This is a genomic window from Sorangium sp. So ce302 (genome assembly GCF_051530145.1).
Lineage (GTDB): Bacteria > Myxococcota_A > Polyangia > Polyangiales > Polyangiaceae > Sorangium > Sorangium cellulosum_B.
In genome coordinates this window covers 5,137,155-5,163,273 of sequence record NZ_CP150326.1, presented here as the reverse complement: position 1 = coordinate 5,163,273, position 26,119 = coordinate 5,137,155, and the positions used below count along the sequence as shown (strand labels likewise).

Annotated in this window: 18 protein-coding genes; 8 read left to right on the top strand and 10 right to left on the bottom strand. The window is 72.0% G+C overall.

Going from position 1 to position 26,119, the window contains the following annotated elements; translation table 11 throughout:
- Nucleotides 1-190: 190 nt before the first annotated feature.
- Both WME73_RS19565 and WME73_RS19560 read left to right on the top strand, forming a co-directional pair.
- A complete protein-coding gene (locus tag WME73_RS19565) occupies nt 191-2,932 on the top strand; it encodes a phosphoenolpyruvate carboxylase (RefSeq protein WP_437916707.1) in 2,742 nt (913 codons plus the stop codon).
- A gap of 179 nt (nt 2,933-3,111) precedes the next feature.
- Entirely contained in the window at nt 3,112-4,299 is a 1,188-nt protein-coding gene (locus WME73_RS19560; RefSeq protein ID WP_437746920.1) for a 6-phosphofructokinase, read from the top strand.
- A gap of 69 nt (nt 4,300-4,368) precedes the next feature.
- Here WME73_RS19560 and WME73_RS19555 read toward each other — a convergent pair whose 3' ends face one another.
- The 3 genes from WME73_RS19555 to WME73_RS19545 form a co-directional block, all read right to left on the bottom strand.
- Nucleotides 4,369-5,247, bottom strand: coding sequence for an NmrA/HSCARG family protein (locus WME73_RS19555; protein ID WP_437748000.1), 879 nt, complete (start codon nt 5,245-5,247; stop codon nt 4,369-4,371).
- 127 nt (nt 5,248-5,374) lie between these two features.
- On the bottom strand, nt 5,375-6,382 hold the full coding sequence (locus tag WME73_RS19550) for an anion permease (RefSeq protein WP_437916706.1): 1,008 nt from the start codon (nt 6,380-6,382) through the stop codon (nt 5,375-5,377).
- Nucleotides 6,379-6,996 carry a DUF47 domain-containing protein gene (locus tag WME73_RS19545; protein WP_437746918.1) on the bottom strand — a complete coding sequence of 206 codons (618 nt, stop codon included), beginning with the start codon at nt 6,994-6,996 and terminating at the stop codon, nt 6,379-6,381. Before WME73_RS19545 ends, WME73_RS19550 begins: the two co-directional genes overlap by 4 nt.
- Before the next feature lie 123 nt (nt 6,997-7,119).
- Here WME73_RS19545 and WME73_RS19540 point away from each other — a divergent pair, with 123 nt between their 5' ends.
- Nucleotides 7,120-8,913, top strand: a complete 1,794-nt coding sequence (locus tag WME73_RS19540) for an ATP-binding protein (RefSeq protein ID WP_437916705.1) — start codon at nt 7,120-7,122, stop codon at nt 8,911-8,913.
- 42 nt (nt 8,914-8,955) lie between these two features.
- Here the strand turns inward: WME73_RS19540 and WME73_RS19535 are convergent, their stop codons facing one another.
- Complete coding sequence (locus WME73_RS19535) at nt 8,956-9,438, bottom strand: hypothetical protein (RefSeq protein WP_437916704.1); 483 nt, start codon at nt 9,436-9,438, stop codon at nt 8,956-8,958.
- A gap of 142 nt (nt 9,439-9,580) precedes the next feature.
- Nucleotides 9,581-10,099 carry a peptidylprolyl isomerase gene (locus tag WME73_RS19530; protein WP_437916703.1) on the bottom strand — a complete coding sequence of 173 codons (519 nt, stop codon included), beginning with the start codon at nt 10,097-10,099 and terminating at the stop codon, nt 9,581-9,583.
- Between the two features lie 239 nt (nt 10,100-10,338).
- On the opposite strand from WME73_RS19530, the gene WME73_RS19525 reads away from it, so the two are divergent.
- The gene (locus WME73_RS19525; protein WP_437746914.1) at nt 10,339-10,989 is read left to right on the top strand and encodes a hypothetical protein; all 651 of its coding nucleotides are present in this window, start codon (nt 10,339-10,341) and stop codon (nt 10,987-10,989) included.
- Between the two features lie 187 nt (nt 10,990-11,176).
- Here the strand turns inward: WME73_RS19525 and WME73_RS19520 are convergent, their stop codons facing one another.
- A complete protein-coding gene (locus WME73_RS19520) occupies nt 11,177-13,072 on the bottom strand; it encodes an OmpA family protein (RefSeq protein ID WP_437916702.1) in 1,896 nt (631 codons plus the stop codon).
- Nucleotides 13,069-15,198: an outer membrane exchange protein TraA family protein gene (gene traA / locus WME73_RS19515; protein WP_437916701.1), complete on the bottom strand. Its 2,130-nt coding sequence runs from the start codon at nt 15,196-15,198 to the stop codon at nt 13,069-13,071. Before traA ends, WME73_RS19520 begins: the two co-directional genes overlap by 4 nt.
- Before the next feature lie 437 nt (nt 15,199-15,635).
- On the opposite strand from traA, the gene WME73_RS19510 reads away from it, so the two are divergent.
- Together WME73_RS19510 and WME73_RS19505 are read left to right on the top strand one after the other, a co-directional pair.
- On the top strand, nt 15,636-16,454 hold the full coding sequence (locus WME73_RS19510; RefSeq protein ID WP_437916700.1) for an SDR family NAD(P)-dependent oxidoreductase: 819 nt from the start codon (nt 15,636-15,638) through the stop codon (nt 16,452-16,454).
- Nucleotides 16,455-16,546: 92 nt separating this feature from the next.
- The gene (locus tag WME73_RS19505) at nt 16,547-18,253 is read left to right on the top strand and encodes an SBBP repeat-containing protein (RefSeq protein WP_437916698.1); all 1,707 of its coding nucleotides are present in this window, start codon (nt 16,547-16,549) and stop codon (nt 18,251-18,253) included.
- 165 nt (nt 18,254-18,418) lie between these two features.
- Here WME73_RS19505 and WME73_RS19500 read toward each other — a convergent pair whose 3' ends face one another.
- Nucleotides 18,419-22,711 (bottom strand): DNA topoisomerase 3, encoded by a 4,293-nt coding sequence (locus WME73_RS19500; RefSeq protein WP_437916696.1) that lies wholly within the window; start codon nt 22,709-22,711, stop codon nt 18,419-18,421.
- A 248-nt stretch (nt 22,712-22,959) separates the two neighbouring features.
- On the opposite strand from WME73_RS19500, the gene WME73_RS19495 reads away from it, so the two are divergent.
- Entirely contained in the window at nt 22,960-23,748 is a 789-nt protein-coding gene (locus WME73_RS19495; RefSeq protein WP_437916694.1) for a hypothetical protein, read from the top strand.
- Nucleotides 23,749-24,201: 453 nt separating this feature from the next.
- Here WME73_RS19495 and WME73_RS19490 read toward each other — a convergent pair whose 3' ends face one another.
- The gene (locus WME73_RS19490) at nt 24,202-24,543 is read right to left on the bottom strand and encodes a hypothetical protein (RefSeq protein ID WP_437916692.1); all 342 of its coding nucleotides are present in this window, start codon (nt 24,541-24,543) and stop codon (nt 24,202-24,204) included.
- A 34-nt stretch (nt 24,544-24,577) separates the two neighbouring features.
- On the opposite strand from WME73_RS19490, the gene WME73_RS19485 reads away from it, so the two are divergent.
- On the top strand, nt 24,578-25,321 hold the full coding sequence (locus tag WME73_RS19485) for a pectate lyase (RefSeq protein ID WP_437916690.1): 744 nt from the start codon (nt 24,578-24,580) through the stop codon (nt 25,319-25,321).
- Between the two features lie 138 nt (nt 25,322-25,459).
- Here the strand turns inward: WME73_RS19485 and WME73_RS19480 are convergent, their stop codons facing one another.
- Nucleotides 25,460-26,107: an HD domain-containing protein gene (locus WME73_RS19480; protein ID WP_437917413.1), complete on the bottom strand. Its 648-nt coding sequence runs from the start codon at nt 26,105-26,107 to the stop codon at nt 25,460-25,462.
- Between the last annotated feature and the right edge of the window lie 12 nt (nt 26,108-26,119).

Genomic DNA, 26,119 nt, shown 5'->3' with positions numbered 1-26,119 from the left:
GGATGAACGGGCGATGCACGGACCGTGCTCGCACCACCGCCCACCCGCCCAGGTCCCGGCGCGCGCCACCCGCCCAGGCCCCGAGGCGCGCCACCTGCCCCGGCGCCGCCACACCCCCGGCGCCACCGACCGTCCGCCCAGGCCACACTCGGTGGTCCGTTTTACGCCGCATCGCGCTACGCTGGCCGCCATGCCGCCGCGCCGCCGTGAGGTCGATCGACCTCTTCGCAAAGAAGTTCGCCTGCTTGGACGCCTGCTCGGGGAAGTGTTGATCGAGCAGGAGGGAGAAGAGCTCTTCGCCATCGAAGAGCGCATCCGCACGCTCGCCATCCGCCGGCGCCGCGGCCCCAGCGACGGGCGCGCGCACGCGGCCGCGGAGCTCAGCAAGCTGCTCGCGGAGCTGCCCCACGATCGCCTCGAGCCCGTCATCCGCGCGTTCACCGTCTACTTCCGGCTCGTCAACCTCGCGGAGCAGCACCACCGCATCCGCCGCGCGCGCGCGTACGCGACGGATCCCGGAGCGCGGCCGCAGCGCGGCTCGCTCGAGGCCGCGATGCACACGCTCAAGAAGGCCGGCGTCCCCGCGGAGCGCGTGCGCGCCGCGCTCAGGACGCTCGACGTCACGCTCACCTTCACCGCGCACCCGACCGAGGCGGCGCGGCGCACCGTCCTCGAGAAGCTCTACCGCATCGCGAGGAACCTCGAGGAGCGCGATCGCTGCAAGCTGACGCCCGACGAGTCGGCGAGTAAGCTCGCCCAGATCCGCGAGGAGATCACCGCGCTCTGGCAGACCGACGAGGTGCGCCGCGATCGCCCCACCGTCGGCGATGAGGTGAAGAACGTCGCCTGGTACATCGAGGAGATCCTCTGGGATCTGCTCCCCGACCTGCCCGCGGCGATCGGGCGCGCGTTCGAGGCCGCGTACGGCGAGCCGCTGGACGCCGAGATCGTGCCGCTCCGGATCCACTCGTGGGTCGGCGCCGACATGGATGGCAACCCGTTCGTCGTGCCCGCCGTGCTCGAGGACGCGCTGTTCGCCTACCGGACCCGCGGGCTGCGCCGGCTCATCCGGGCGGCGCGCGACCTCGGCGGCGCGCTGTCGCAGTCGGTCCGGCACGTCACGCCGCCGCCCTGGCTGCTCGCCTCGATCGAGGAGGACGCCGCCGCGATGCCCGAGGTGGCCGCGCACTTCGGCCCGCGCACCGAGGGCGAGCCGTGGCGCCGCAAGCTGCACTTCATCGAGGCGCGCCTCACCGCCACGCTCGAGCACGCGGAGCACGGCCGCGCCGAGGCGCGCGCGCGCTCCGGGCAGGGCCCCACGCGCGAGGGGCGCGCCTTCGTGCGCCCGGAGGAGCCGACGCTGGCGGTCCCCTACCGCGAGCCCGCGGAGCTCGAGCGCGACCTCGCGGTCGTCGCGGACAGCCTGCGCGCCGCGCGCTGCGCGAGCTCGGGCGAGCGGCGCGCTCGGGCGCTGCTCTCGCAGGTGCGCGCGCTCGGCTTCGCGCTCGCGGAGCTCGAGATGCGCGCGCCGGCCGAGGACGCGCGCGCCGCGGCGCAGAGCCTCGCGGAGGGCCGCGTCGAGCCGGCGCAGATGACGCCCGAGGGGCGCCGCGTGTTCGAGGCGCTCCAGCGCATCGCCGCGGCGCAGCGCGACGGCGGAGAGTCGTCCTGCCGCACGCTCATCCTGTCGATGACCCAGAGCGAGCACGACGTGCTCGCCGCGCTCGCGAGCGCGAAGGCCGCAGGGCTGTGGGACGAGGCGCGCTCGTGCGCGCGGATCGACGTCGTCCCGCTGTTCGAGTCGCTCGGCGCGCTGAACGACAGCGCGAGGATCCTGCGCGCGCTGCTCGCGCACCCTTCGTATCGGCCGCACGTCCTCGCCCGCGGCGTGCAGGAGGTGATGATCGGATACAGCGACTCCGGCAAGGAGGTCGGCCTGCTCGCGGCGAGCGCGGCGCTCCGGCGCGTGCAGGAGACGCTGCCGAAGATCGCCGCGGAGGCGGAGCTGCCGCTCCGCGTCTTCCACGGCCGCGGCGAGTCGGTGGCGCGCGGCGGCGGACCGGCGCACCAGGCGCTGCTCGCCCTGCCGGCCGGCAGCGTCGGCGGCCGCTACAAGGCGACCGAGCAGGGAGAGGCGCTCGACCACAAGTACGCGCGCCCCGAGCTCGCGATGCGCACGCTGGAGATCATGCTGAGCGGGGTGCTCCTGCACACGCTGGGCGCGCAGCCGCGGCCGCCCACCGCGTCCGAGCTGCGCTACGCCGCTGCGTTCGACGAGCTCGCCGAGACGGGCCGGCGCGCCTACCGCGCGCTCGTCTGGGAGGAGCCCAAGTTCGTGGAGTTCTTCACGGCCGTGACCCCGATCGACGAGATCGCGCGCCTGCCGCTCGGCTCACGCCCGAGCAAGCGGCGCGCGGGCGGCCTGGAGTCGCTGCGCGCGATCCCGTGGGTCTTCGCGTGGACGCAGAACCGGGCCATCCTCCCGGGGTGGTACGGCGTCGGCAGCGGCCTGGAGGCGATGGGCCAGCGCCCCGAGGGCGCGGAGCTGCTGAAGGAGATGATGGCGTCGTGGCCGTTCTTCCGGGCGGTCATCGACAACGTCGAGATGGTGCTCGCGAAGGCCGACATGACGATCTTCGCGGGCTACGCGGAGCTCGCGCCGGCCGCCGCGCGCAAGGCGGTCGCGCCGCGGATCATCGCGGAATACAAGCGGACGCGGTCGTGGCTCAAGCGGCTCACGGGCAACCGGCGGCTGCTCGAGGGCAACCCGACGCTCCAGCGGTCCATCTCGCTGCGCAATCCTTACGTCGACCCCCTTTCATTCCTGCAAGTCGAGCTCCTGCGGGCGAGCCGCGGCGGCGACTCGGGGCGCGATCGCTCGCTCCTGCTCACGCTGAACGGCATCGCCGCCGGCATGCGCAACACGGGGTGAACGGCGCGCCCTCGACGCCACGCGCTCGCTCGACGCCGCGCGGAGCGCCACGCGGCGCGGCGCGCTCGCTCGACGCCGCGCGGCGCTGTCGTCCAACGCCGGGCGTCGTCAAACAACGAGTGCGAACGTGTGACAATCGCTCAGCCAACCTCGTCGTCGCGTGGTAGAAGGCCGGCGCCATGACCAGCATCGTCGAGTTCGGACGTCCCGACACCCTCCCGGCATCGGACAAGCGCCTGCTGCTCGTCTTCGACGGCGGCAACGCCCCTGGCTACTCCTCGGTCGCCGTCGCGCTGACCGAGGAGGCGGCGCGGCGAGGCTACGAGGTGTGGGCCGCGACCGAGGGCTTCCGCTCCCTGACCGCGGACGCGCGCGCCCAGCCCCAGTTCGAGCGCCTCATCATGAGCCGCCGCCAGCGCTACGATCTGCTCGCGCAGGGCATCCCTGCGCGCTCGATGGGGCGGCGTGTGCTCGACGCGGGCAGCGATTTCCGCAGCGAGCGCTACTCCGGCTTCCTCGATCGCGAGAAGCGCAAGCAGGCCGCCGCGACCTTCAAGGCGCAGGGGTTCACGCACCTCATCTGCGTCGGCGGCAACGGCACGTTCGAGGGCATCAAGGCGTGGCTCGACGAGTTCGAGGTGCGCCCGCAGGCCGGCTTCGTGAACGTCTCCATCGACAACGATCTGGAGGGCGATCGCGCGATCGGCTTCCTGTCCGGCGTGGAGACGGGCGCGACCATCGCGCGCGGGCTCTACGAGGACGCTTATACACACAAGCGCATCTACATCCTCGAGATGATGGGCAATCGCAGCGGGCGGCACGCGCTGCACTGCGCGGTGGCTGCCCGGGCGCACCTCATCGTGCTCCCCTTCTTCCGCTTCCCGCAGGACGTGCTGAGCGAGCTCGCCGACGGCCTCAAGCGCGCCGACTACGCGCTCGTGATCGTCGCCGAGGGCTACGAGGCCGAGCGCCGCCGCAAGGAGCACCCCGGCATGTCGGCGAGCGATTACCTGAAGATGCAGCTCGAGGGCGCGGGGCTCCGCGACTCGCCGGACAAGCGCGTGATCGCGGAGCCGTTCAGCCGGTACATCCGCGGGATCCGCCCCGCCTTCCTCGACGTCTCGGCCGCTTTCCTCAAGGGGTCGCTGCTGCTCGCGGCCTTCGACGAGGGGCGCACCGAGGTGATGCCGTACGTGCTCGCCGCGAACGACGTCGGCGTGCTCGACTTCGCCTCCGTGCGCCGCGAGGACGGCGTGGAGCGGGCGTTCCTGCCGCTGCTCGACCGGCTCGACCTGAGCCGCTTCAAGACCTGGATCCTCGACCACTTCATCAGCCTCGGGGCGGCCCGACCGAGCCGCGCTCCGTAGCACGTCGGATGAGCTCCGCGCGCGGGCCGGGTGGACCACGCGCCGGATCGACGCGGCACCCTCGCAGGCTCACGCGACCGCTCGGGTCAGCGTGCCCGCGAGGTGCTCGCGCGCCCAGTCCTCGAAGCGCCGCCACCCGACCTCCGGGTAGGCGGCGTGGAGCGCCCCGAGGTCCACGCCGTGACCGCCGCGCGTGAGCCAGCGGAACATGGCCGCGAGGTCCTCGCTGCGCGCGCGCACCTCGGCGAGCGGCACCTCGGCGTAGCGGATCTCGCGGCCGGCCACGCGGGACAGCGCCGAGACGGCCTCGGCGCCGGTGAGCTCGTCGGACGCGAGCTCGATCCGGTGCCCGAGGAAGTCGCGCCGGCGCTCGAGCACGAGCGCCGCGAAGCGCCCCACGTCGTCGGCCGCGATCTGCTGTAGCGGGCAGCCCGCCGGGAGCGGGGCGGCGTACACGCCGCGCCGGAGGCCGAGGAGCGCCGCGGGCGTGAGCAGGTTCTCCATCAGGCACACCGGGGCGAGGATCGTGCAAGGGACGCCGAGCGCGGTGATGTGCCGCTCGACGGTCGCCTTGCTCTCGAAATGGGGGACGCCCGTGCCCCGGTCGGCGCTCGCGACCGAGGTGTAGACGAGGTGCGCGCCGCCCGCGGCGCTCGCGCCCTCGGCGGCGGCGAGGCCGAGCCGCAGCTCCGCCTCGACGGCCGCGGGCCCGCCCTCGATCGGCGAGCCCATGGCGAAGACCGCGTCGACGCCGGCCGCCGCGCGCGCGATCGAGCGGGGCTCGTCGGCGCTACCCTGGACGACCTCGACGCCGAGCTCGATGAGCCGCGCCGCGGTCGGATCGCCAGGCCTGGCGGAGAACGCCCGCACGCGGTGCCCGCGGGCGAGCAAGGCCCGCGCGACCGCCCCTCCCGGCGCCACCGTCGCCCCCGTCACGAGCGCCCGCATGGTCGCGCTATGGAGATCGGCGGCGCGCTTCGTAAGTCCCAGGGCGGGCCGCGCGAGCGCCGCCGCCTGGCGCGCGAGCGAGGCGCTTGCTCGCCTGCATGGCGTCACGCCGCGTTCGCCTGCGCCGTCAGGGCTGGCCGCTGATGACGCGCGCGATGGTGTAGGCGACCGCGGCGAGGGCGGCCGAGGCGGGGATCGTGAAGATCCAGGCCCAGACGATGCGCCCGGCGACGCCCCAGCGGACCGCGGAGAGGCGCCCGCTCGTGGCGCCGACGCCGACGATCGCGCCCGTGATCGTGTGGGTCGTGCTCACGGGGATGCCGAGCGCCGTGGCGCTGAACAGCGTCGCCGCGCCGGCCGTCTCGGCCGCGAAGCCGCCCACCGGCTTCAGCTTCGTGATCTTCATCCCCATGGTCTTCACGATGCGCCAGCCGCCGGAGAGCGTGCCGAGGCCCATCGCCGCGTGGCAGACGAGCACGACCCAGAGCATCGGCTTCGGGTCCTTGCCGCCCTCCTGGAGGCCCGCGGAGATGAGGAGGGCCGTGATGATGCCCATCGTCTTCTGGGCGTCGTTGCCGCCGTGCCCGAGCGAGTAGGCGGCGGCGGAGAGCAGCTGCAGCCGCCGGAACCGGGAGCTCACCTTCCCGGGCGTCCAGCCCCGCGCGAGCCGCCGGATGGCGTGCATGAGCGAGAACCCGATGACCGCGCCGAGCAAGGGCGACACAAGGATGAACGCCGCCGTCTTGCCGAAGACCGTCGCGTCGAGTACCGACAGCCGCCCCGCGCTCTTCACCGCGGCCCCGGCGAACGCGCCCATGAGCGCGTGCGACGACGACGACGGCAGCCCCCACCACCACGTGAGCAGGTTCCAGATGATCGCGCCGAGCAGGCCGCCCAGGATGACGTTCGGCGTGATGAACCCCGGCTCGACGCCCTTCGCGATGTTCCGCGCCACCGTGGGCTCGAACAGCGCGAACGCGATGAAGTTGAAGGCGGCTGCCCAGAGCACCGCGGTGCGCGGCGACAGGACGCGCGTCGAGACGACCGTGGCGATCGAGTTCGCGGCGTCGTGAAAGCCGTTGATGTAATCAAACGCCAGCGCGATGATGAGGATGGCGAGGATGTAGGTCGTCATGCGTGCTCGAGCACGATGCCCTCGATGATGTTCGCGACGTCCTCGCAGCGGTCGGTCGCGTGCTCCAGGAGGTCATAGATATCGCGCCACTTCATCACGAGGAGCGGGTCGTTCCCCTTCTTGAAGAGCGCCGCCAACCCGTTGCGGTAGTGCGCGTCCGCCGCGTTCTCGATCTTGTTGATCTCGACGCAGAGCTCGAGGAGGTGCGGCTGTTTCTTCAGGTCCCTGAGCGACTGGATGGCGGAGCTCATGACGGTGCACGCGTCGACGACATCCTGCGCGAGCAGCCGCGCGTCCGGCAGGATGCTGCTGATCTCGAAGAGCACGATCCTCACGCTCGCCGCTTCGATGCAGTCGAGCACGTCGTCGAGGCGGGTGATGAGCGCGTGGATCTCCTCACGATCGAGCGGCGTGATCCACGTCTGGTGGAGGGCGGCCAGGCACTCGTGGGTGATCTTGTCGGCCTCGTCCTCGAGGTCGGAGATCCGCTGCACCAGGGCCGGGGCTTCGTCGAGCCGGTCGAGCATCTCCAGGAGGAGCTCGCTCGCTGCGACGCTCTGCCGCGCATGGTTGGCCAGCGCGTCGAAGAAGACTGCGTCACGGGTCAATCCCATGGGGCCGGGCGTTTACCCGTCTCCCCGCATCACGTCAACGAGTCGTCATGGAACGGACAAAACCAGGTAACATGAGGATCTTCGCCCACGTCGCGCGCGGCGTGAGCCGGGCACGCTGGTGACATGGGTATACGAAGCAAGCTCATCGCGTTCGCGGTGGGGATCGCGATCCTCGCGGCCCTGGTGTTCGACGGCTATGTCCTGAAGACGCTCGGGACAGAGCTCTCGGCGCACACGGAGGACGACCTGGCGACGCGGACGGCGCTCGTCACCGAGGTCGCCGCGAGATCAGGAGACCTCGCGGCCGAGGCGCCCGCCCTCGCGACGGCGCTGTCGAAGGTCGCAGGAGCGCGCGTCACGTTCATCGATCCGCAGGGCGCGGTGCGGGGCGACTCGTCGGTCGCGCCGGAGGGGCTCGGCCAGCTCGACACGCACGCGACGCGCGACGAGGTCGCCGACGCGCGGCACCAGGGCACGGGGCGCAGCGAGCGCGTGAGCAAGACGACGCGGATGCGGATGCTCTACGCCGCGCAGCGGCTCGATCGCCCGGACGGGCCGTGGGTGGTGCGGGTCGCGTTCGAGCCGGTCGCGATCGACCGCAGCCTGTCCGCCGCCCGCACGCGCGTGGTGGAGGGCACCCTCCTGGCCCTCGCGCTCGCCGTCGCCGCGGCGCTCGCCGGGGCGCGCGCCCTCTCCGGGCGGCTCGTCTACCTGACGGGCGTCGCGCGGGAGATGCGGGCCGACCTGGGCCGGCGCGCGCGCATGCAGGGGCACGACGAGATCGCCACGCTGGGCGGCGCGCTGGACGACCTCGCCGAGAGCCTGGAGGTGTCGCGGCGCGAGCTCGGGGGCGAGGGAGAGCGCTTCGGCGCGGTGCTCGAGTCGATGCGCGAGGGCGTGCTCGTCACGGACGAGAAGGGCGACATCACGCTGGTCAACCCGGCGCTCTCGCAGCTGCTCGGCATCCGCAGGGACCCGGTCGGCCGCCCGCCGCTCGAGGTGCTGCGCTCGTCGAGCCTGCACGAGCTGCTCGAGGAGGTCGCGCTCGCGCGCGCGGCGGCGACGCGCGAGATCGAGATCTCGCCCGCGGCGCCAGGCGTGGCCGGGCCTCCGGGGCGCAGGATCCTGCTCGTGAACGCCGCGCCGCTCGCGCTGCCGGCGCAGAGCCGCGGGGCGGCGGGGGTCGTCGCCGTCTTCTTCGACGTGACCGAGCTGCGGCGCATCGAGGGCCTGCAGCGCAACTTCATCGCCAACGCGTCGCACGAGCTGCGCACGCCGGTCGCGTCGATCCGCGCGAGCAGCGAGACGCTGCTCGGCGGCGCGCTCGACGACCCGGAGGCGGCGCGCGATTTCGTCGAGGTGATCGAGCGGAACGCGACCCGGCTGCACCGGCTCGTGGACGATCTGCTCGATCTGTCGCGCATCGAGGGCGGCGAGCGGCCGCTCTCGCCGGGCACGCTCGACCTCTCGGTGCAGGCCGAGGCGGCGGTGGCGCTCCTGCGCGGGCGCGCCATGGAGAGGGACACCGACGTGAAGATCGACGTGGCGCCGGGCACGCTCGTCGCGGCGGATCCGCGCGCGCTGGACCAGATCTTGACCAACCTCGTCGACAACGCGATCCATCACACGCCGAACGGCTCGCACGTGGTGGTGCGCGCGCGGGCCGCGAACGGGCGCGTCGTCCTGGAGGTCGAGGACGACGGGCCGGGCGTCCCTGCGGCGCACCAGGCCCGCGTCTTCGATCGGTTCTACCGGGTGGATCCGGGCCGCTCTCGCGCGTCGGGCGGCACCGGGCTCGGCCTGTCCATCGCGAAGCACCTCGTCGAGGCGATGAGCGGCGACATCACGGTGACGACCGGCGCGGCCGGCGGCGCGCTCTTCCGGATCACGCTGCCGGCCGGCGCCCAGAAGAAGTAGGCTCGGCGGCGCTGGAGCCGGCCTCGCCGAGGGGGGCGGGAGCTACGGCGCGCAGGCGGTGCGGCAGGAGTCGAACGAGCCCTGGCACGCCGCCGGATCGGCGAGCGCGGGCAGGCCGCCGTCCGCGGGGAACTTCGGCGTCAGGCAGGTCTGGAGGATCGTCTGGCACTTCGCGGCGCACGCCGCGAGCTTGGTCGAGAGCGCCCCCGCGTCGGCCGTGGTGGCGGTGCCGGCGTCCTTCGGCGCGCCGGCGTCCGCCGGCGCGCCCGCGTCCGGCTTCGGGGTCGCCGGGGCGGCCGGGGTCGGGGCGGCGGTCGTGGTCGCTGGAGGCGCGGCCGGGGTCGGCGTCGCGGCCGGCACCGTCCCGGTCGCTGCGGGCGGCGGCGCCGTCGCGGTCGGCGCCGTGACGGCGCCTGGCGCCGGGGCGACCTCCTCCGGCTCGTCGCTGGATTTGCACGCCGCGATCAGCAGCGCTGGCGAGGCGATCATCACGGCGAAGGCGGCGAGGAGCTTGTGAGCGCGCATGGGTGCTTCATGCTGCGCCTCCGCCGAGAACGCAACCCTTGCGCGCGCGGCCCGCGAGGCGCCGTGATGTGGCCTGCGAGGAGAGGCCGCGCGCGGGCAGGCAGAGAGGTCTCCGGCGGGAGGCTCGCTCTCGGCAGGAGGGCTATTCCGTCCTGAAGATCACGTGGAAGCCATAGCGGGTCTCCACGACGTCGCTGAGCTGCTGGATATCGAGCTCGAACGCCGCATCGGCGAAGGGCGGCAGGACGTCGGCGCGCTCCACGGTGCCGAGCGAGCCGCCGCGCGACGCCGCGCCGGCCTCCTCGCTGTACTGCGCCACCGCCTCGCCGAAGTCGGCGCCGCCGCGGATCTTGTCGCGCGCCTCCATCGCGCGCAGGCACGCCTCCTCGCGTGTGCGCGTCGTGCCCTCGGCGCGATCGGCGCCGGCATAGCGGACGAGGATGTGCTTCACGCCGATCCGCGGCGGCTCGTCGGGGCGGGCCTGCCGCGGTGCGCTGGCGGCCGCGAGGCACGCCGCGGCGCTCGAGGCGCTCTCCTCGGCAGGGGCGGCGCTGTGCGGAGGGGCGTGCGGCGCCGCCTGAGGCGCGCTGCACGCGGCGGCGAGCGCCGCGCCGAGGAAGGTGAGGAAGCCGAGAGGAGCGGATCGCTCGATCGGGCGCATCGGCCGCGAAGCATATCCAGGCGTTCACGAGATCGGAACACTGGATGGGACGGTGGATGGGGCGGTGGCAGCGGGTGTGGCGGCCCGGTGACGGGCACGGCATAAGGAGCCGATCCACCCGCAAGCAACCTGCGAGAGGCGGCGTGCCGCCGGGTCGGCTGGCGTCCCTGGTGCACGTCGGCTGCGTCCATGATGCACGGGGTTTGCATCGCGCGTCGCATCGCTGGTAAGAAGGCAGCATGCAGCGCCTCCTCCTCTCGGCGGCCCTGGGTGCCGCGCTGATCGCCGGTTGCAGCACTCAGTTCCGAGACAAACGCACGCCTTCCGGCGAGTTCTGCAGCGACATGCACGTCATTCCGGCGGGCCAGCTGCCCGATCGCGAGTACCATCGCCTTCAGCCGATCGCGAGCGATCCGACGGCCCGCACGGAGGCGGAGCGCCTCGAGTCGCTCCGCAAGGCCGCGTGCGGCGTCGGCGGCGACGCGGTCATCGAGGCGGTCAACGAGGAGATCCGCACCGAGGACGGCCGCTATGCCAGCGTCGCGAGCGGGACGGCGGTGATCTGGGTCCGCCGCACCGAGGGAGAGGCGAAGCCGTTGACGTTGCACCCGGCGACGCCGCCCGCCGACTCGGCGGCGCCTGCCGAGCCGGAGGCGCCGCCGGCGGACCAGCCTGCTGCTCCTCCGGCTGCAGCCGACGAGCCGTACGAGGACTCGCCCGCTCCTGCGACCTCGGCCAAGCCAGGCAAGCCGGGGGCGAAGCCCGCGTCGCCCACCCCGCTGTCGTCGGCCAAGCCGGCCTCCTCTGCCCCGCCGTCGCCGCTCCCCCCGTCGTCGTCGGCCAAGCCCGCCACGACATCGGCGCCCGTGAAGCCCGCGCCGAAGAAGTAAGCGCAACAGAAGACGTCAGCGTCGCGCGGCTCCTGCCGCTGTGACGCTGACGTCCGTTTGACCTCTCCTCCCCTGAGGCGCTCGGAGCTCGGCAGTCTCGAGCTACGCCCGCTCTTCTCGCAACGCGCGCTCGACCGCCATCGCGCCTCTTCCATCCATCTCCGTAGGCCCGAGGATCGACGCCCTCCTAGCGAGTCCTCCCGCCTCCGGGAGCAGGCGGCTGGCTCGACGAGGACGGCGCCGGTGCCGGCGGCGCGGGCGCGGGGGTACCGGATCGCGGCAGCACGCCCGTGTTGCTCGGGAGACCGCCCGCGTTGCCGCGGTTCGGCAGGGGTGCCGCGCCGCCGGGCGCCCCGCCCGCAGGCGGGAGAGAGGATCCGCCGCTCGGCAGCACGTTCGACTTGAGGACCCCCTGCCCCGGCAGCGTGCCCTGGCTGGGCAGCGTGCCCTGGGTCTTCTGCGGCAGCACGCCGCCGGACGGAAGGAGCTGCTCGCCCCCCTCGGGCGCGCCGGTGAGCGGCTTCGCCCCCGCGGCGCCGTAGCGCAGGATGCGGAAGACGACGCGCCGGTTCTTCGACGTCATGAACTGGCAATCGGGCGACAGCTGGTCGTCGTGCCCCTGGCAGCCGGTGTCGTCGTAGATCGGCTGCGTGTGCCCGTAGCCGACCGCCTGGAGCCGCGCGGCATCGACGCCCTTCGCGATCAGGTACGCCATGACGCTCGCCACGCGGCGCTGGGACAGCGCCATGTTGTACAGGTCGGTCGCGCGCACGTCGGTGTGGCCCTCGATCCGCACCTCGCGGATGTCGGGGTTGTCGATCAGCACCTGCGCGACCGCTTCGAGCGTCGAGTTCGAGTCCTCGAGGATGATGTCCTTGTCGGTCGCGAAGTGGACCTGCTCGGTGATCACGATCTCGTCGCCCCGGATGAAGGCGAGCGGACAGCCGTCCTTCCCGTGCGGACCGGCGGGCTTGTCGGGGCACTTGTCGTCGCGATCGAAGATGCCGTCGCCGTCGGTGTCGAGGTCCGGACAGCCGAAGTTCTCGGGGCTCCCGGGCACGTCGGGGCAGCGGTCCGCGGCGCCGATGAGGCCGTCGCGATCCGGATCGTCGTTGTCGCGCTGCTGCAGGCGGTTGATCTCCTCCTGCTCCTGGGAGGTCTTCGGCTGCCACGTGATGACGTTGAAGAAGCGGATCGAGGGCGAGCCGAAGCCGCACGCCGCGCCGAAGCTCCCGCCGAAGGTGATCGTGATGCCGTGCTTGGTCTGCCAGCGCAGCCCGAGGAGCGCCTCCGCGGGGATCTGCCCCGGGTCGTCGGGGTAGCTCGTGAGCGAGGGGTAGCCGTACACCTCGCCGATGACCGACAGGCCCCAGCTCTGAACGACGTACTGCTCGGCCGCCACGCCGAACTGCGCCATGTCGCCGACGCGCACGCCCGCGAACTGGTTGTCGGGCCGCAGCCAGATGCCAGCGTTCGCGGCGAGGAGCAGCCCGAAGTTGAACCGGTAGTCGCCGATGAGCGTCGCGCCGCCGCTCAGCGCCCCGTCGCTGGTGAACGCGTTCTGGTCGCCCGTGGGGAAGTTGAGGTTGCCCGAGATGGCCATCCCGAACCCCTCCTTGACCTGCTCCTTCCGGTTCAGGTACGGGAGCGAGATCTTCGTGGACAGGCGGAGATCGCCGACGGAGGAGCTCTTGACCGACCCCTCGGTGCCAAAGCGGCGAAGGTTGCCGCCCTCCTGGAAGAGGACGAGCGGCATGGCCATCGTGACGTCGAACACGTCGAAGAAGCCGATGCCCGCGAGCAAGGCGAGCTCGAGCCGCCCGGAGATGGCGTCGACGGCCTGCCTCGTGTCGTCGCCCGCGACGAGCAGCACGAGCGGGTCGGCCGCGATGTCGCTGTAGAGGCCGACGGTCGGCGAGAGGTTGCCGATGACCTCGGACTTCTGGACCATCACGAGATCGCGCGGCGCCGCTGCCGGGCGGAAGACCTGGGCATCGAAGCGCCCCTCCTCGGCGAGCGCGGGGCGCGCGGCGAGGAGCGCGGACAGCGCGAGGAGCGGGGCGAGGAGTGGACGCGTTCTCACGAGGCACCTCCGCTGCGCCGGCGGCGCTTTCGCTCGATCAGGGCCAGCGCCGCGAGGGCGACGAGCCCGGCGGCCCGCGGATCGGCGCCCTTCTGGCCGACGACCGAGACGCTGCAGATCTCGGCGAGGGTGCCGCCGCACGCGACGTTGTCGGGCATCGGGCCGAGCGCGCACTCCTTGGCGTCCGCCTCGTCGGTCCAGCGGCAGTGCTCGTTGCCGAGGCAGTCGAGGTTCGTCTTGCAGGAGATGTCGCAGGTGTTCGTCGCGAGGTCGCACGTGTTGCCGCACGGACACTGCGTGTCGGCGTAGCACTCGACGCACTTCTCGCCGTCGCAGTACGGGGTGTCCTCGCCGCAGGTCGCCATGCACCCCGGCGGGTCGCACTCGTGGGTCTCGCGGTTGCAGGTCGTGCCGGCGCACTGCTCGTCCGACGTGCAGCGCACGCACGCCGCGAGCTCGGAGAACTGGCCGAGGCAGAACGGCGTGTCGCCGCCGCAGCTGTCGCAGCGCGGCCCGCAGCGCCTATCCTTGACGCACTCCTTGCACTCACCGCTCAGGCAGTACTGCCCCTCGGCGCAATCCATGTCGTTGCGGCACGCGGCGCACGCCGTCCCGACGGGCCCGGGGAGGCAGAACGGCACCGGGGGCGACTGCGGGTCGCTCGGGTCCTCGGGGTGCATGCAGTCGACGCAGCCCTCACCGCAGCAGTTGGGCAGCGCGTTCGTCGGGAGCGGCCTGTCCATGCAGTGGCCCGTGGGCACGTGGCACACCTTGCCGTCGGGGCACTGCTCGTCGGTGAGGCACTCGACGCACATCTCGATCCCCCCCGGCTCGACGGCCGCGCAGTCCATCTGCGTGCCGTTGATGCCGTTGGGACAGCAGTTGCACGAGTTGCCGGCGCAGCGGTCGGCCGTGTCGCATACGACGCACGTGTTTTCGACGCAGATCTTGCCGCGCGGGCAGTCCGGGTCGATCTCGCACTCGTTCTCCTCCTCGCACTCGTGCGTCTCGGGGTCGCAGCTGAAGCCGTCGCGGCAGTCGGCGCTGGTGCGGCACTCGGCGCACTGAGACCTGCCCTCCAGGTTGATGCAGAACAGCGTGTCGCCCGTGCAGGCCGAGCAGGACTCGCCGCAGAATTGTGCGGTGTCACACGGGGCGCACAGGGCCGCCTCATTGCAATAGTAGCTTCCAGGACAGCCGTTGGTCCCGGCCTGGCCGGCGAACTGGCGATTGCACTGCTGGCACTGGTCGAGATCGGGGAACGACGGCGAGCCGCTCAGCGTCTGGAAGAACTGCGCGGGTTGGAAGATGGAATAGTTAGCCTCCTTGAGGCTCTCGCTGCCCCCTACCCGCGCGCCGAGCTCGAAGTCCTCGAACTCGCCGACGAAGTAGGACATCTCGAGCGCCGCGTGCTCGGCGATTTCGACGTAGAGGATCTCGAGCGGGTACAGGCCTGGCATCTCGAAGATGACGGTGTTCGTGAGGCGCCATGTCGGAAGGCCGAGCCGCGCCGGACGGACCATGACGGGCTTCACGCCATTGAGCTTGTCCCAGAAGGTGAGGCTTATCGCATCGTCGGCGAAGAAACCGATATGAACGGGTCGACCCACGAGCTCCTCGGGGACCCGCAAGAACCCGCGGAGCCTGGAGCCGAACGGCTGGCCGGTGCCGTGGCTGTTCCAGGGGAAGTCGCACCCGCCCTCCTGGCACGTCGTCGACATCAGTCCGGTGAAGTCGCCGTAGCTCAGCGGGCCTTCTTCGATCGGGTCCTGGTCATCATCAACGTCGCTGTTGTTGTTGCTGAGATCCAGGACGGTCCGAACGACGTATTCGCGATACTCTGCCTCGACAACCCCGATCTTGCTGGTGATGAACGCATTGACCTTGTCGTTATAAGCCAGACGCTCGCCAGGTTCGTCCCTGGGGAGGGGCACATAGAAATCGTTATCCACGTTGTCGGACAGGGCCGATGCGGCGCAGAGGCCGGTCCCCTCGACCTCCGGCAGCGTGTCGATGGTGGGCTCATAGAGGGTGACCGGGGCGAATGGCTGCGATTGTGCGCGCGCCGGCGCCGGCAGCAGCCCGAGCAGGGCCGTGGCGACTAGAGCAGCTCGTCGAATGCGCATGGCTCGCTCGCGGGTCCTTTGCATCGCTCGCGGGTCCTCAGCACCCGAGCTCCGGAAGTACGAGCTCCAGGCTAGCCGCTCCGCGCCGTGATCTGCAAGAGGAAGGCTGCGAAAGCCCGCTCCGCATGTAGGCGACGGTCCTCTACCACCCCTACCGCCCGATGGTCCGATGCTGTCATGCGCGCGGGACGGCTGGCAAACCGCACGGGCGATCGGCCGCACACGCCTGGAGCGGATGGCCTGGTGACGGGAACGGCACGAGGTCGACACCGACGCGCGACCTTCGGCTCCCCAGAGCCGATGACGCGCTCGAGGCCCTCGCGCGATTCTGCCGCGCTGCGGCAATATCGCGCGGGAAGATTGCAGACCGGGGCCCCGCAGATCAGGGGCACGGCCCGCTCGCGATCCTGGACGAAGCAGCATAAAAGGCTCGCTCCATGACCACGACCTCGGGCCTCGGTATCGTCACAGGCGCCTCGTCCGGCATCGGCGCGGAGATCGCGCGGCAGCTCTCGGCGCGCGGGCAGCCGGTGCTCGCCATCGGCAGGCGGGCGTACCGTCTGGAGGAGCTCTCCGCGAGGGCGAGCGCCGCTGGGCACGCGCCCATCCACCCTCTGGAGCTCGATATCACCAGCGAGGGCGCTGCCCTCCGCGTGCGGGATCGGGCGCGCGAGCTGGGCGGCGCGGCATGGCTCGTCAACAACGCGGGAACGACGCGGTTCGGGCCCTTTCTGGACGGCGATCCCGCGGCGCAGGCGATGCTGGTGCGGCTCAACTGCGAGAGCGTCGTCGCGCTCTGCGCGGCGGTCGTCCCCGAGCTGGTGGCCCGCGGCGGAGGGCGCGTGCTCAACGTCGCGTCGCTCGCCGCGTTCCAGCCGACCCCGGGACATGCGGTGTATGGAGCCACCAAGGCGTTCGTGCTCTCGCTGTCCGAGAGCCTGGCCGTCGAGCTCGACGGGACCGGTGTCACGGTGACCGCCCTGTGCCCGGGGCCGGTGACCACCGAGATCTTCGACGCGGGCGCGCCCGGCGTGCCGCGCAGGAAGATGCCGTTCGAGCTCACCGCCGAGGACTGCGCGGCCTACGGCATCGCGGCAGCGGATCGGGGCGACGTGGTCGCCGTCCCGACCGCGCTGAGCAAGGCGACGGCCCAGCTCTCCCGCTTCCTCCCTCGCGCGGCGATTCGCCGGCTCTCATCGCGGATAGCGCTCTCCTTCATCGGATATGGCACCATGCCGCGACGCGCCCGAGGCTAGGAGGAAACCACGCGCGACGCCCCGGGGCGCTCGCTCCGAAGATACGGTGCCGGCAGCTCTTCCGATGTGATAACCTCCGCTCCGGCGCCCGCATGGCCGCTCCCGCGGTAGATGGCGAGCGCGCAGAACATCGCATGCACGCACGAGCGTACACTCTTGGTTCGATCATCGGCCTGACCCTGTACGCCAGCGGGTGCGCGGCGCTGCTCGGCCTCGACGAGTTCACCGATCAGTCGCCTGGCGGCAGGGGCGCTGGAGGTGCTGGGGGCGCCGGCGGTGTCGGGGGCGCTGGCGGTGAAGGCGAGCCCACATCGTGCACGCCGGACGATTCGGAAGCTTGCTACGGCGGCCCGCCCGTCACCAGGAACGAGGGGATGTGCCGGGAAGGGATGCGCACCTGCGGCGCCGACGGGACCTGGGGCGTATGCGAGGGCGAGGTCCTGCCTGCGGTGGAGCGCTGCGACGCCGCGGACGATGAGAACTGCGATGGGCTGGAGTGCATCGTCTGGGCGACAGCGTTTGAGCAAGCCGGCGGCGCCGGGGCTTCGGCAGTTGCGAGCGATGCTGAGGGGAACGTGTTCGTCAGCGCAGTTTTTTCAGGGACGATCGCGATCGCAGGAGAATCCTTTTCTTCGGCCAGCGACCGAGGTGACGTGCTGCTCCTCAAGCTGAGCCCAGCTGGCGAGCCCCTCTGGGCCAAACATTTCGGGGACCTCGGCGCGGACTATGCCGCGGGCCTTGTCGTCGACTCCAGGGGAAACCCCGTTCTGACCGGCGAGAGCGTTGAGGGGGGAATCGACTTCGGCGAGGGGCCGCTCCCAGCGGGCCCGTTCATCGTTCGACTTGACGCATCGGGCAAACATGTCTGGAGCATCGGCCTGGGAGGCCGCGGCACACTCACCGGAGTCGCCATCGACGCAAGTGACGACATCATCGTCGCAGGAAGATTCAGCGAGCCCATCGATCTCGGCGAGGGATCGATCACCCCTGACGGCGAGGACATCCTCGTGGCGAAGCTCGACGGTGCCACCGGGCTCGTGAGCGAGCCAGGCTGCTGGGTGCGCACGTTCAACGGCACATCGTTGTATGAAGCTGCCACTGCAGTCGCGGTCGACAGCTCGAAGAACATCTTCGTCCTCGGCTGGTCCGTGGACACAATCAATCTCAGCACTCGCGAGGTGCCAATTCGAGTCGATGGAGGCCAGTTCATCGTGAAGCTGACGCCCGCGGGGCAATCGGTGTGGGCCAGAGCGCTCGACGGACCGGGCTCCGGCGACGTGCAGCCGTTTGGCATCACGGTGGACCAGTCGGGTCGCCCCGTGGTGGTGGGCTCGTTCAGCGGCGAGATGCATGTTGGCGAGCACACGTTAACGGGAGGGGACGACAGGGATGTCTTCGTGGTGCAGCTCGAGGCGAACGGGGAGTCCCGATGGATGCGCGCGTTCGGAGACGCGGTAGACCAGCAGCACGCGTACGGAGTCGCTCGCGATCCTTCTGGTAATCTCGTCGTCGTCGGCACTGCCGCTGGACAGATCGACTTCGGCAGCGGCTCCCTGAGAGCAAAGGGCCGTCCGAACATCTTCGTCGCCAAGCTCACGCCCGATGCACAGCTCGTGTGGAGCCGCCTCATGGGCACCACAAGCCAAGATGATCTGCGCGCAGTCGCCACCTCGCCGGTCGGCGAGACGCTCGTCGCGGGCACGACGACCGCTCCGGACGCCGACTTCGGCACGGGGCCCCTACCCGGCACCAGCGACGGCGAGCGGAAGCGCCTCGTCATCGCCAAACTCGGCTGGTAGCACATCGCGATTCATGGCGAGGCAACAGGTTTACGTGGGATCGCGGCGGGCTACGGCGCGAAGAAGCTCGGCGGCGGGTGCTTCAGCACCCTCCTCATCTTCGTCCTGCTCTGGTGGGCGCTCGGTCACTTCGGCATCTTCCGCTGAGCGCTGCCCGCGCGCCGCTCAGCGCGATCGGCCCTTCTTCCGCTGCGCCTTGCGGGCGAAGAACGCCCTCCGCGCGTCCGAGGACTTCGCGCTCTGCCGCTTCTTCACCTTCGGCGGGAGCTTCGCGAGCGGGACGTCGCTCGTGCCGCGCGGCCCGCCGAGGAGGCCGCGCGACGTGAGCGACGCGCGCTGGTACGTGATGAGCTCGCCCGCCTTCTCGAACGAGTCCTCGCGCACGCAGACGAGGCCCGCCCGCACGAGCCCGCCGAGGAGGTGCTCGAAGTCGCGCCGCTCTAGCGAGCCGTCGGCGAACGCCTCGCGGTAGAGCCGGCCGGTCGGCTGCTCGCTCTCGCGGAGCGCCGCCAGGATCTTCGCGATCGCCTGCGCCTCGTCGCGGCTCGGCGCCCGGAACTCCCGCGCGGCGCAGGCGGCCGGCGCGCAGACGTCGCAGAGGCCGCAGGGCTCGCCCGTGTCCTCCTGGTCGCCGAAATGGCGGACCAGGTGGAGCATGCGACAGCCGTGGCCCTCGGTGAACCGCGCCATCTGCACGAGCTCGGCGAGCTTGTGGCGCCGCTGCGCCTCGTAGGGCCCGCGCCACCCCGGCTCGCCCAGGGCGATACCCCCGTCCGGATCCACGCGCGCGCCGCCGTGGATCCAGAGCTTCTCGAGGGCCTTGTCCGCCACATCGGGATCGATGCCGAGATCGCCCAGGATCGCCTCCTTCGGGCGGGGCTCTTCCGACAGGACCTCTTCGATCCGCTGGAGCATCGCCGAATCAGGGTAGTCGCGCTCGTGGAAGAACTCGTGCATTCGCCGGTCGACATACGAGTGCATCAGCACGGCCCGCGAGGGGTGCCCGTCGCGGCCAGCCCGGCCGATCTCCTGGTAATACCCCTCGACGCTCCCGGGCAGCCCGGCGTGGACGACCGTGCGGACATCGGGCTTGTCGATGCCCATACCGAAGGCGATCGTGGCGACGATGATCTCGGTGCTGCCGTCCAGAAAGGCCGCCTGGATCCGGTCGCGCACCGGGGGGGCGAGGCCCGCGTGGTACGCCTCGGCCGGGAGATCCTCCGAGAGGCCGGCGGCGAGCGCCTCGGCGTCCTTCCGCGTCCCGGCGTAGACGATGGCCGGCGTCCGGCCCTCCTGTCCGAGCAGCGCGCGCACCCGGGCTAGGCGCTCTCCCGGGCTGACCTCGAGGATCTCGATACCCAGGTTGCTCCGCCGGAAGCCGTGAATGAACCGCGCCGCGGACGCGAGGCCGAGCTGCTCGACGATATCGTCCTGCACGACCGGCGTGGCGGTGGCGGTCAGCGCGATGACCGGCGCGGGCCGGAGCGCCGGGAGGCGCTGACCGAGCATCCGGTAATCAGGTCGGAAGTCGTGGCCCCATTTCGAGATGCAATGGGCCTCGTCGACGGCGACGAGCACGGGCTTCCGGCGGGCGAGCAGCTCGGGGAACCCGGGCACGCGGAGCCGCTCGGGGGCGATGAAGAGGAAGTCGAGCGCGCCTTCGAGGTAATCGATGCAGGCCTTCCGCGACTCGGCGCGGCTCCGGCCGGAGTGGATCCGCTCGGCGGCGAAGCCGCACGCCCGGAGCTTCGAGGCCTGATCCTCCATGAGCGCGATGAGCGGGCTCACGACGAGCGTCGTGCCGCCTCGGGCGATGCCGGGGAGCTGGTAACAGAGCGATTTACCGGCGCCGGTCGGCATGACGAGCAGCACGTCGCTCCCCGCGGCCGCCGTCCGGCAGACGGCCTCCTGGTAGGGGCGGAAGGCGCTGAAGCCGAAGCATTGGTGGAGCAGCTCGACGAGATCCTCCGGCCGGCGCGCTGGAGACGAGGCGACCGCCGGCGAGGACGCCGTGCCCGCCCCACGCGCCGGGAAGGACCCGATGGCCGCCGCACGCGCGGGCGACGGCGCTACGGCCGCCGGTCGCGCCGGCGGCGACGTCGCTGCCGCAGGTCGCGCGGGCGCCGGCGCTACGGCCACACGTCGCGCCGTCGCCGCCGCGGGTCGCGCTGGCGACGGCGCCGCCGCACGCGACCGCGCCTGCGCCCGAGCCGGCGGCGATGCTGCAGCCGCCGCGACCGCCTGCAGCGTGCCAGCCGATGCCTCGCCCGGCGCGAGCCCTGCGCTGCTGCCCGGAGCGCGGTGAGGCGTCGCCTCGCGGCCTCGACCGGTCCCCGGCGCGGCGGCCGCGGCGCGGCCCCCCTTCGCGCGCGACCGCGCCTCGCCGCGCTCCTGAAACGGCGACGCCCCGGCCTCCGGGGAAAGCGCACCGTCCCCGGCCGCGCGCCGCCCCGCGCTCACCTCCGCCACCACCTGGCGCACGTACGACTCGATGCCCGCCATGAACGACGGCAGATCGCCCCCGCCCCGGGCCATGCGGGCGAGCTTCGCCTCCCAGGCGCCCGTCATCGCGGGGCTCTTCACGTCCGCGTGGACGACCTCGATCAGCCCGACGCCCTTGTCGGTCGCGTGCAGCAGCTTGCCCTTGCGCACGATGTACTCGCGCCGGAGGAGCGTCTCGATGATCGCGGCCCGCGTGGCCGGCGTGCCGAGGCCCGAGTCCTTCATCGCCTCGGAGAGCTCCTTCTCTTCGAGGCTGCGGCCCGCGGTCTCCATGGCGGTGAGCAGCGTGGCCTCGGTGAAGCGCGGCGGCGGACGCGTCTTCTTGGCCTGCGCCTCCGCGTCGAGCACGAGCTGCACCTGCCCCCTCGCGAGGCCCGGCGGGAGCCGCTGATCCGCGGTCTCGCGCTCGCCCTCCCCGCCCTCCCCGTCGCGCGCATCGCGTCCATCGCCGTCCGATTCGCCCTTCTTACGCGGCTTCGCCGGCGGCTTGCCGAAGCCGATGTCGAGCACCTTCCACCCGACCTTCTCCACGACGCTGCCCGCGCTGTGGTAGCGGTCCACGATCGGCTCGCCGCCGCGCGCGCCCGCGCCGCCGCGCGTGGTGATCGCGGTGATGACGGTGGTGATCGACGTGACGTGATCCTCGTGCCACGCCGAGAGGAGGCGCCGGCAGATGAGATCGAAGATCTTCTGCTCGTCGGTCGAGAGCTCCGCGCGCGAGGACCGAGCCCCCGTGGGAATGATGGCGTGGTGATCCCCGACCTTGCCGTCGTCGACGAAGCGCTTGCCGAGCGGCCGAGCCCCCGTCCCCGGGGCGAGCATCCCCCGATACGAGCCCTCGATCGCCTGCACCACCGCGCCGAGCGTGGCCGCGACGTCCGTCGAGAGGTGCCGGCTGTCGGTGCGCGGATAGCTGATGAGCTTCCTGCGCTCGTACAGCGCCTGGGCCACCTCCAGCGTCTTCTGCGCAGAGAAGCCGTAAAGGCGGTTGGCGTGCCGCTGGAGCTCGGTCAGGTCGTAGAGCAGCGGCGGCGGGAGGCGGCGAGACTCCGACCGGACCGCCTCGATGCGCGCCTCGCCGCGCCGGGCCCGCTCGACGATGCGCCGCGCCTCCTCGCCGTCCGGGGGCAGGCGCCTCCGCGACGGCGCGGTCTCGGGTCGCTCGCCGGCATTCGGCCGCTCGCCGGCATTCGCCCCCTCGCCGGCGCCCGGCGGCTGGCCCGGGAGCGGTTTGTCGTTGAAATACGTGCCCTTGTAGGACTCGTCGGCCGCGCCCGAGCCGTCCTCCCGGAGCGGGCAGAAGGTCGCGACGACCTCGAGGTACGGCTCGGGGACGAACCGCCGGATCGCGAGCTCGCGCTCGACGACCATGGACAGCGTCGGCGTCTGCACGCGGCCGACCGAGAGATCCTGGTCGAAGACCAGGCTGTAGGCGCGCGAGAGGTTCATGCCGACGAGCCAGTCCGCCCGGCTGCGCCCGCGCGCCGCGTCGGCGAGGCCGTCGTAGCCGCGCGCGTCCCGCAGCCGACGGAGCCCGTCGCGGATGGCGTCGGGCGTGAGGGACGAGATCCAGAGCCGCTCGACCGGCTTCTTGCATCCGGCCGCCTCGTAGAGGTACCGGAAGATGAGCTCGCCCTCGCGGCCGGCGTCCGTGGCGCAGACGACGCGCTCGACGTCGCGCCGGCCCAGGACCTTCCGGACGATCTCGAACTGGGCCCGCGTCCCGGGGAGGACGACGAGCGGAAACTGCCCGGGCAGCATCGGGAGGAGGTCGAGGCGCCAGCGCTTCCAGGCGGGGTCGATCTGGTGCGGCTCGGCGATGGCGACGAGGTGCCCGATCGCCCACGTGACGACGTAGCCGCCGCCCTCGAGGAAGCCCTCGGCGCGCTTCGATGCCCCGAGCACCGCGGCGATGTCACGGGCGACGGCGGGCTTCTCTGCGACCACGGCGATCATGCGGCGACCATGCGAAACATGCGAAACGCGCGAAGCGCGCTAAAACCGAGGGCGGCGAACGTCGCCCGCGCCTCACGCAGGTGCGTTGATAGCGCGAGCCGCGGGCGGGCGGTATGGGGAAGCGAGCGGGCAGCGAGGCCCGCGCCCGACCGGCGCCTTGACACGCTGGCGCCGAGCGGGTTCACGTAGTGCCTGGACGCTTGCCGGCGCGCGAGGGCGCGCGACGGCTCAGGGAGAGGGGCATCGAGATGCGAGACCTGAAGGGGATCGTCGAGGTGGAGCTGCTCGTCGAGGAGGGCGGCGCGCTCACGCCGACGCGGGAGTACGTCCATCGAGAGTCGACCTATGTCGAGGGACGATCAGGCCAGCGCTATGCGCTGCGCGTGCGGAACCTGACGGGCGCGCGCGTCGAGGTGGTGCCCACCGTCGATGGCCTCGACGTGCAGAGCGGCAAGGACGCGTCGTACGACGCCCGCGGCATGGTGATCAGGGCGCACGAGTCGTTCGATTTCACCGGGTTCCGCATCAGCCACACCGAGGTCGCGACGTTCCGGTTCGGGAGCATCGAGCAGTCGTACGCCGCGCAGATCGGCAAGCCCCGCAACGTGGGTGTCATCGGCCTGGCGGTGTTCGAGGAGCTCGCGCCCCCGCCGCCGCCACCACTGCCTCCCTTCACGCCACCTCCGCCGGCGTTCGGCGGGCCGCAGGGCGGCGGGCTGCCGCCACCGGCTCCGGGGTTTGGGCCGCCCGCGCCCGCTGGTCCGCTGCGCGCCCCCGTGCCGGGCGCCGCTCCGGCCCCCGCGGCGCCAAAGGGGCTGGGCACGAGCTTCGGCGAGCGGCGCGAGTCGCGCATCACGTCGACGGAGTTCACCCGGGCGACCCCCAAGCCCGCCGCCGTGCTGGTGATCCGCTACGAGCAACGCGACGGGCTGAGGGCGCTCGGCATCGACGTGGAGGGGCTGCACCAGCGCGAGACCGCCAGCCCCTTCCCCGCCGAGACCGGCTTCGCCAAGCCGCCGCCCGGCTGGAAAGGCTGAGCGCCGGAGCCCCCGCGCTGGCGGTCGCCCCCGCGCCCCCAGCGCCGCCCGGCCGCGGCGCGGCGCATGACGTGCGGTTGACACGGGAGTCCTGACCGATCCCTCATCTTGCTGGCATTCGAGCGGAAAATTGAACAAGGAAGCGGGGGAGATTGGTGGGATTTTACTCCCCGTCTCCCCGCCTCCCTGTGAATCTTCCCGAAAAATTCGAGGGGATACGTCAGACGGGAGTCGTCATTGCCGTCAAGCACGTCAACCCGTGGTTGACGTCGCGGCGCTACGACGCGCCGCCATGAGGACGCCCACGCCACGAGCGCTGCGCGGGCTCCCGGGCACACCGTGAACCGGCGGTAGGCGGTTCCAGGCAAGTGGCATTGTCGTTGCCTATGTCGCGGCGGAGGCGCAGCGCCGGCCCAGTTCGGCGGCCGCCACCGCCGGGCCGCGGGTCGCCCATCATGATTCCAGAACGAGAGGTAGCGACATGAGATTAGGAATGAAGTCGGCTTTCACTTTGCTGCTCGTGATCGGCGCCGCTGGAGCCATCCAGCTCGGCTGTTCGGACGACGCGGCGACCCCGGACGACGGCCAGGGAGGCAGCAGCTCGAGCAGCAGCACCGCCGCGACCGGCGGGAGCACCAGCACCACAGGCGGCGCCGGCGGCGGCAGCACCGCCGCGAGCACCACGAGCAGCGCGACCACGAGCAGCGCCACCACCACGAGCAGCTCCAGCAGCACGGCCGCGAGCACCACGAGCAGCTCCAGCACCACGGCCGCGAGCACCACGAGCAGCGGCACGGGTGGGGAGGAGCCGCTCGGCGACGAGCTCCCGATGGAGATCCCGACGCCCACGAACGGCAACGGCGAGATCAGGACCCAGACGACGGTGCTCAAGAACGCCGCCCACGGCGGGCAGGACGTCTACGACTTCAACAACCAGAAGATCGGCGTGAACAACACGGAGGACTGCGACGACGGCGAGGGCCAGAAGACCGTGTTCGAGGTCGAGGACGGCGTCACCGTGAAGAACCTCATCATCGCCGGCGGCCTCCCCGGCGGCAACGGAATCGTCTGCAAGGGCGACTGCACGCTCGATCACGTCTACTGGGAGGACGTCTGCGAGGACGCGGCGACCAACAGCGCCGACGGGGCGACGATGCACATCAACAGCTCCATCGCCTTGCACTCGGCCGACAAGATCTTCCAGCACAACGCCAAGGGCGGCTCCACGACCATCGTCACGAACTCGTACATCGCCGACTTCGGGAAGCTCTGGCGCTCGTGCGGCGACTGCACCGCGAACGGCGGCCCGCGGCACCTGATCATCGACAACGTCAGGGTGGACCGGGTGAAGACGACGATCGCCGGCGCGAACCAGAACTACGGCGACACGGTCACGATCACGAACCTCTACGTCAAGGGGGGCTACGACGCGGACGACGACAAGCCGAAGATCTGCCAGGAGTACAGGGCCGTCACCGATCACATGGGCGAGTCCGAGAAGCTCCACGGGGGCGCGAGCCAGTGGGACACCGCCACGTGCCGCGTGGGCAAGAGCGACGTGAAGAGCTGGTGATCGCGCGAGGGGCAGCGCGCGCCAGCGTCGCTGCCCCCCTGCACCCAGGCGCGACCCGGCGGCGCGGGCCGCCGCGCCCGTGACGACCGCGCCGTCCACCGACGACCCCCGTCCACCGACGACCCCCGCGCAGCGCCGCTACGCGCCCGCGTCGAGCTTCCGGCGCAGGTTGTCGCGCGCGCTCGCCTCGAGGCGGGCGTGGAAGTACGGCGAGAGGAAGATCCGCTCGGTCGCGAGCAGCTTCTCGAAGAAGCGCCGCCGGCCTGCGGCGTAGAGCTCGGGCGGCACGGCGCTGTACTCCGCGGCGATCGCCCGGTCGTACGCGTCGAACGCCGCCGCGTCGCTGCCCAGGATGGCCATGTCGCAATCGAGGAAGAGGGCCTCCTCCTCGCCGACGTCCGCCGGCCCGAGGGCCCCGTGGCGCGCCGTGAGCAGGATGAGCCGCTCGATGAGGCCCGCGTCGAGCCCCTCGCCGGGCAGCCAGCGCGCCACCGCCTCGCGCGCGAGCTCCGCGCTGCGCGCCTCGTTGTCGTGGCGGCCGGGCACGTACACGGCATCGTGGAAGAGCGCGGCCAGGAACACCTCCCGCGGCCTCCGCCAGCCGACGTCGCGGGCGACCTCGCCCACCCGGCGGAGCACCTCGCCCACGTGCGCCAGGTCGTGGTACGCGCGCCCGGGCTCGCCGTAGGCCGCGCGCACCGCGCCCCACAGCGGCTCGGGCAGGACCAGGCCGTCCGGGGCCTCCGGCGGCGCGTCGCCGTCGGCGCGCGCCTCGCCCGCCGCGATCCAGCCGTCCGG

Coding starts and splice junctions, on each gene's coding strand:
- WME73_RS19535 (WP_437916704.1), bottom strand. CDS start 9,438: ATGCGCGCTCACAAGCTCCTCGCCGCCTTCGCCGTGATGATCGCCTCG.
- WME73_RS19500 (WP_437916696.1), bottom strand. CDS start 22,711: ATGATCGCCGTGGTCGCAGAGAAGCCCGCCGTCGCCCGTGACATCGCC.
- WME73_RS19485 (WP_437916690.1), top strand. CDS start 24,578: ATGGAGATCCCGACGCCCACGAACGGCAACGGCGAGATCAGGACCCAG.
- traA (WP_437916701.1), bottom strand. CDS start 15,198: ATGCGCATTCGACGAGCTGCTCTAGTCGCCACGGCCCTGCTCGGGCTG.
- WME73_RS19505 (WP_437916698.1), top strand. CDS start 16,547: ATGGCCGCTCCCGCGGTAGATGGCGAGCGCGCAGAACATCGCATGCAC.
- WME73_RS19540 (WP_437916705.1), top strand. CDS start 7,120: ATGGGTATACGAAGCAAGCTCATCGCGTTCGCGGTGGGGATCGCGATC.
- WME73_RS19525 (WP_437746914.1), top strand. CDS start 10,339: ATGCAGCGCCTCCTCCTCTCGGCGGCCCTGGGTGCCGCGCTGATCGCC.
- WME73_RS19555 (WP_437748000.1), bottom strand. CDS start 5,247: ATGCGGGCGCTCGTGACGGGGGCGACGGTGGCGCCGGGAGGGGCGGTC.
- WME73_RS19495 (WP_437916694.1), top strand. CDS start 22,960: ATGCGAGACCTGAAGGGGATCGTCGAGGTGGAGCTGCTCGTCGAGGAG.
- WME73_RS19565 (WP_437916707.1), top strand. CDS start 191: ATGCCGCCGCGCCGCCGTGAGGTCGATCGACCTCTTCGCAAAGAAGTT.
- WME73_RS19560 (WP_437746920.1), top strand. CDS start 3,112: ATGACCAGCATCGTCGAGTTCGGACGTCCCGACACCCTCCCGGCATCG.
- WME73_RS19510 (WP_437916700.1), top strand. CDS start 15,636: ATGACCACGACCTCGGGCCTCGGTATCGTCACAGGCGCCTCGTCCGGC.
- WME73_RS19530 (WP_437916703.1), bottom strand. CDS start 10,099: ATGCGCCCGATCGAGCGATCCGCTCCTCTCGGCTTCCTCACCTTCCTC.
- WME73_RS19550 (WP_437916706.1), bottom strand. CDS start 6,382: ATGACGACCTACATCCTCGCCATCCTCATCATCGCGCTGGCGTTTGAT.
- WME73_RS19545 (WP_437746918.1), bottom strand. CDS start 6,996: ATGGGATTGACCCGTGACGCAGTCTTCTTCGACGCGCTGGCCAACCAT.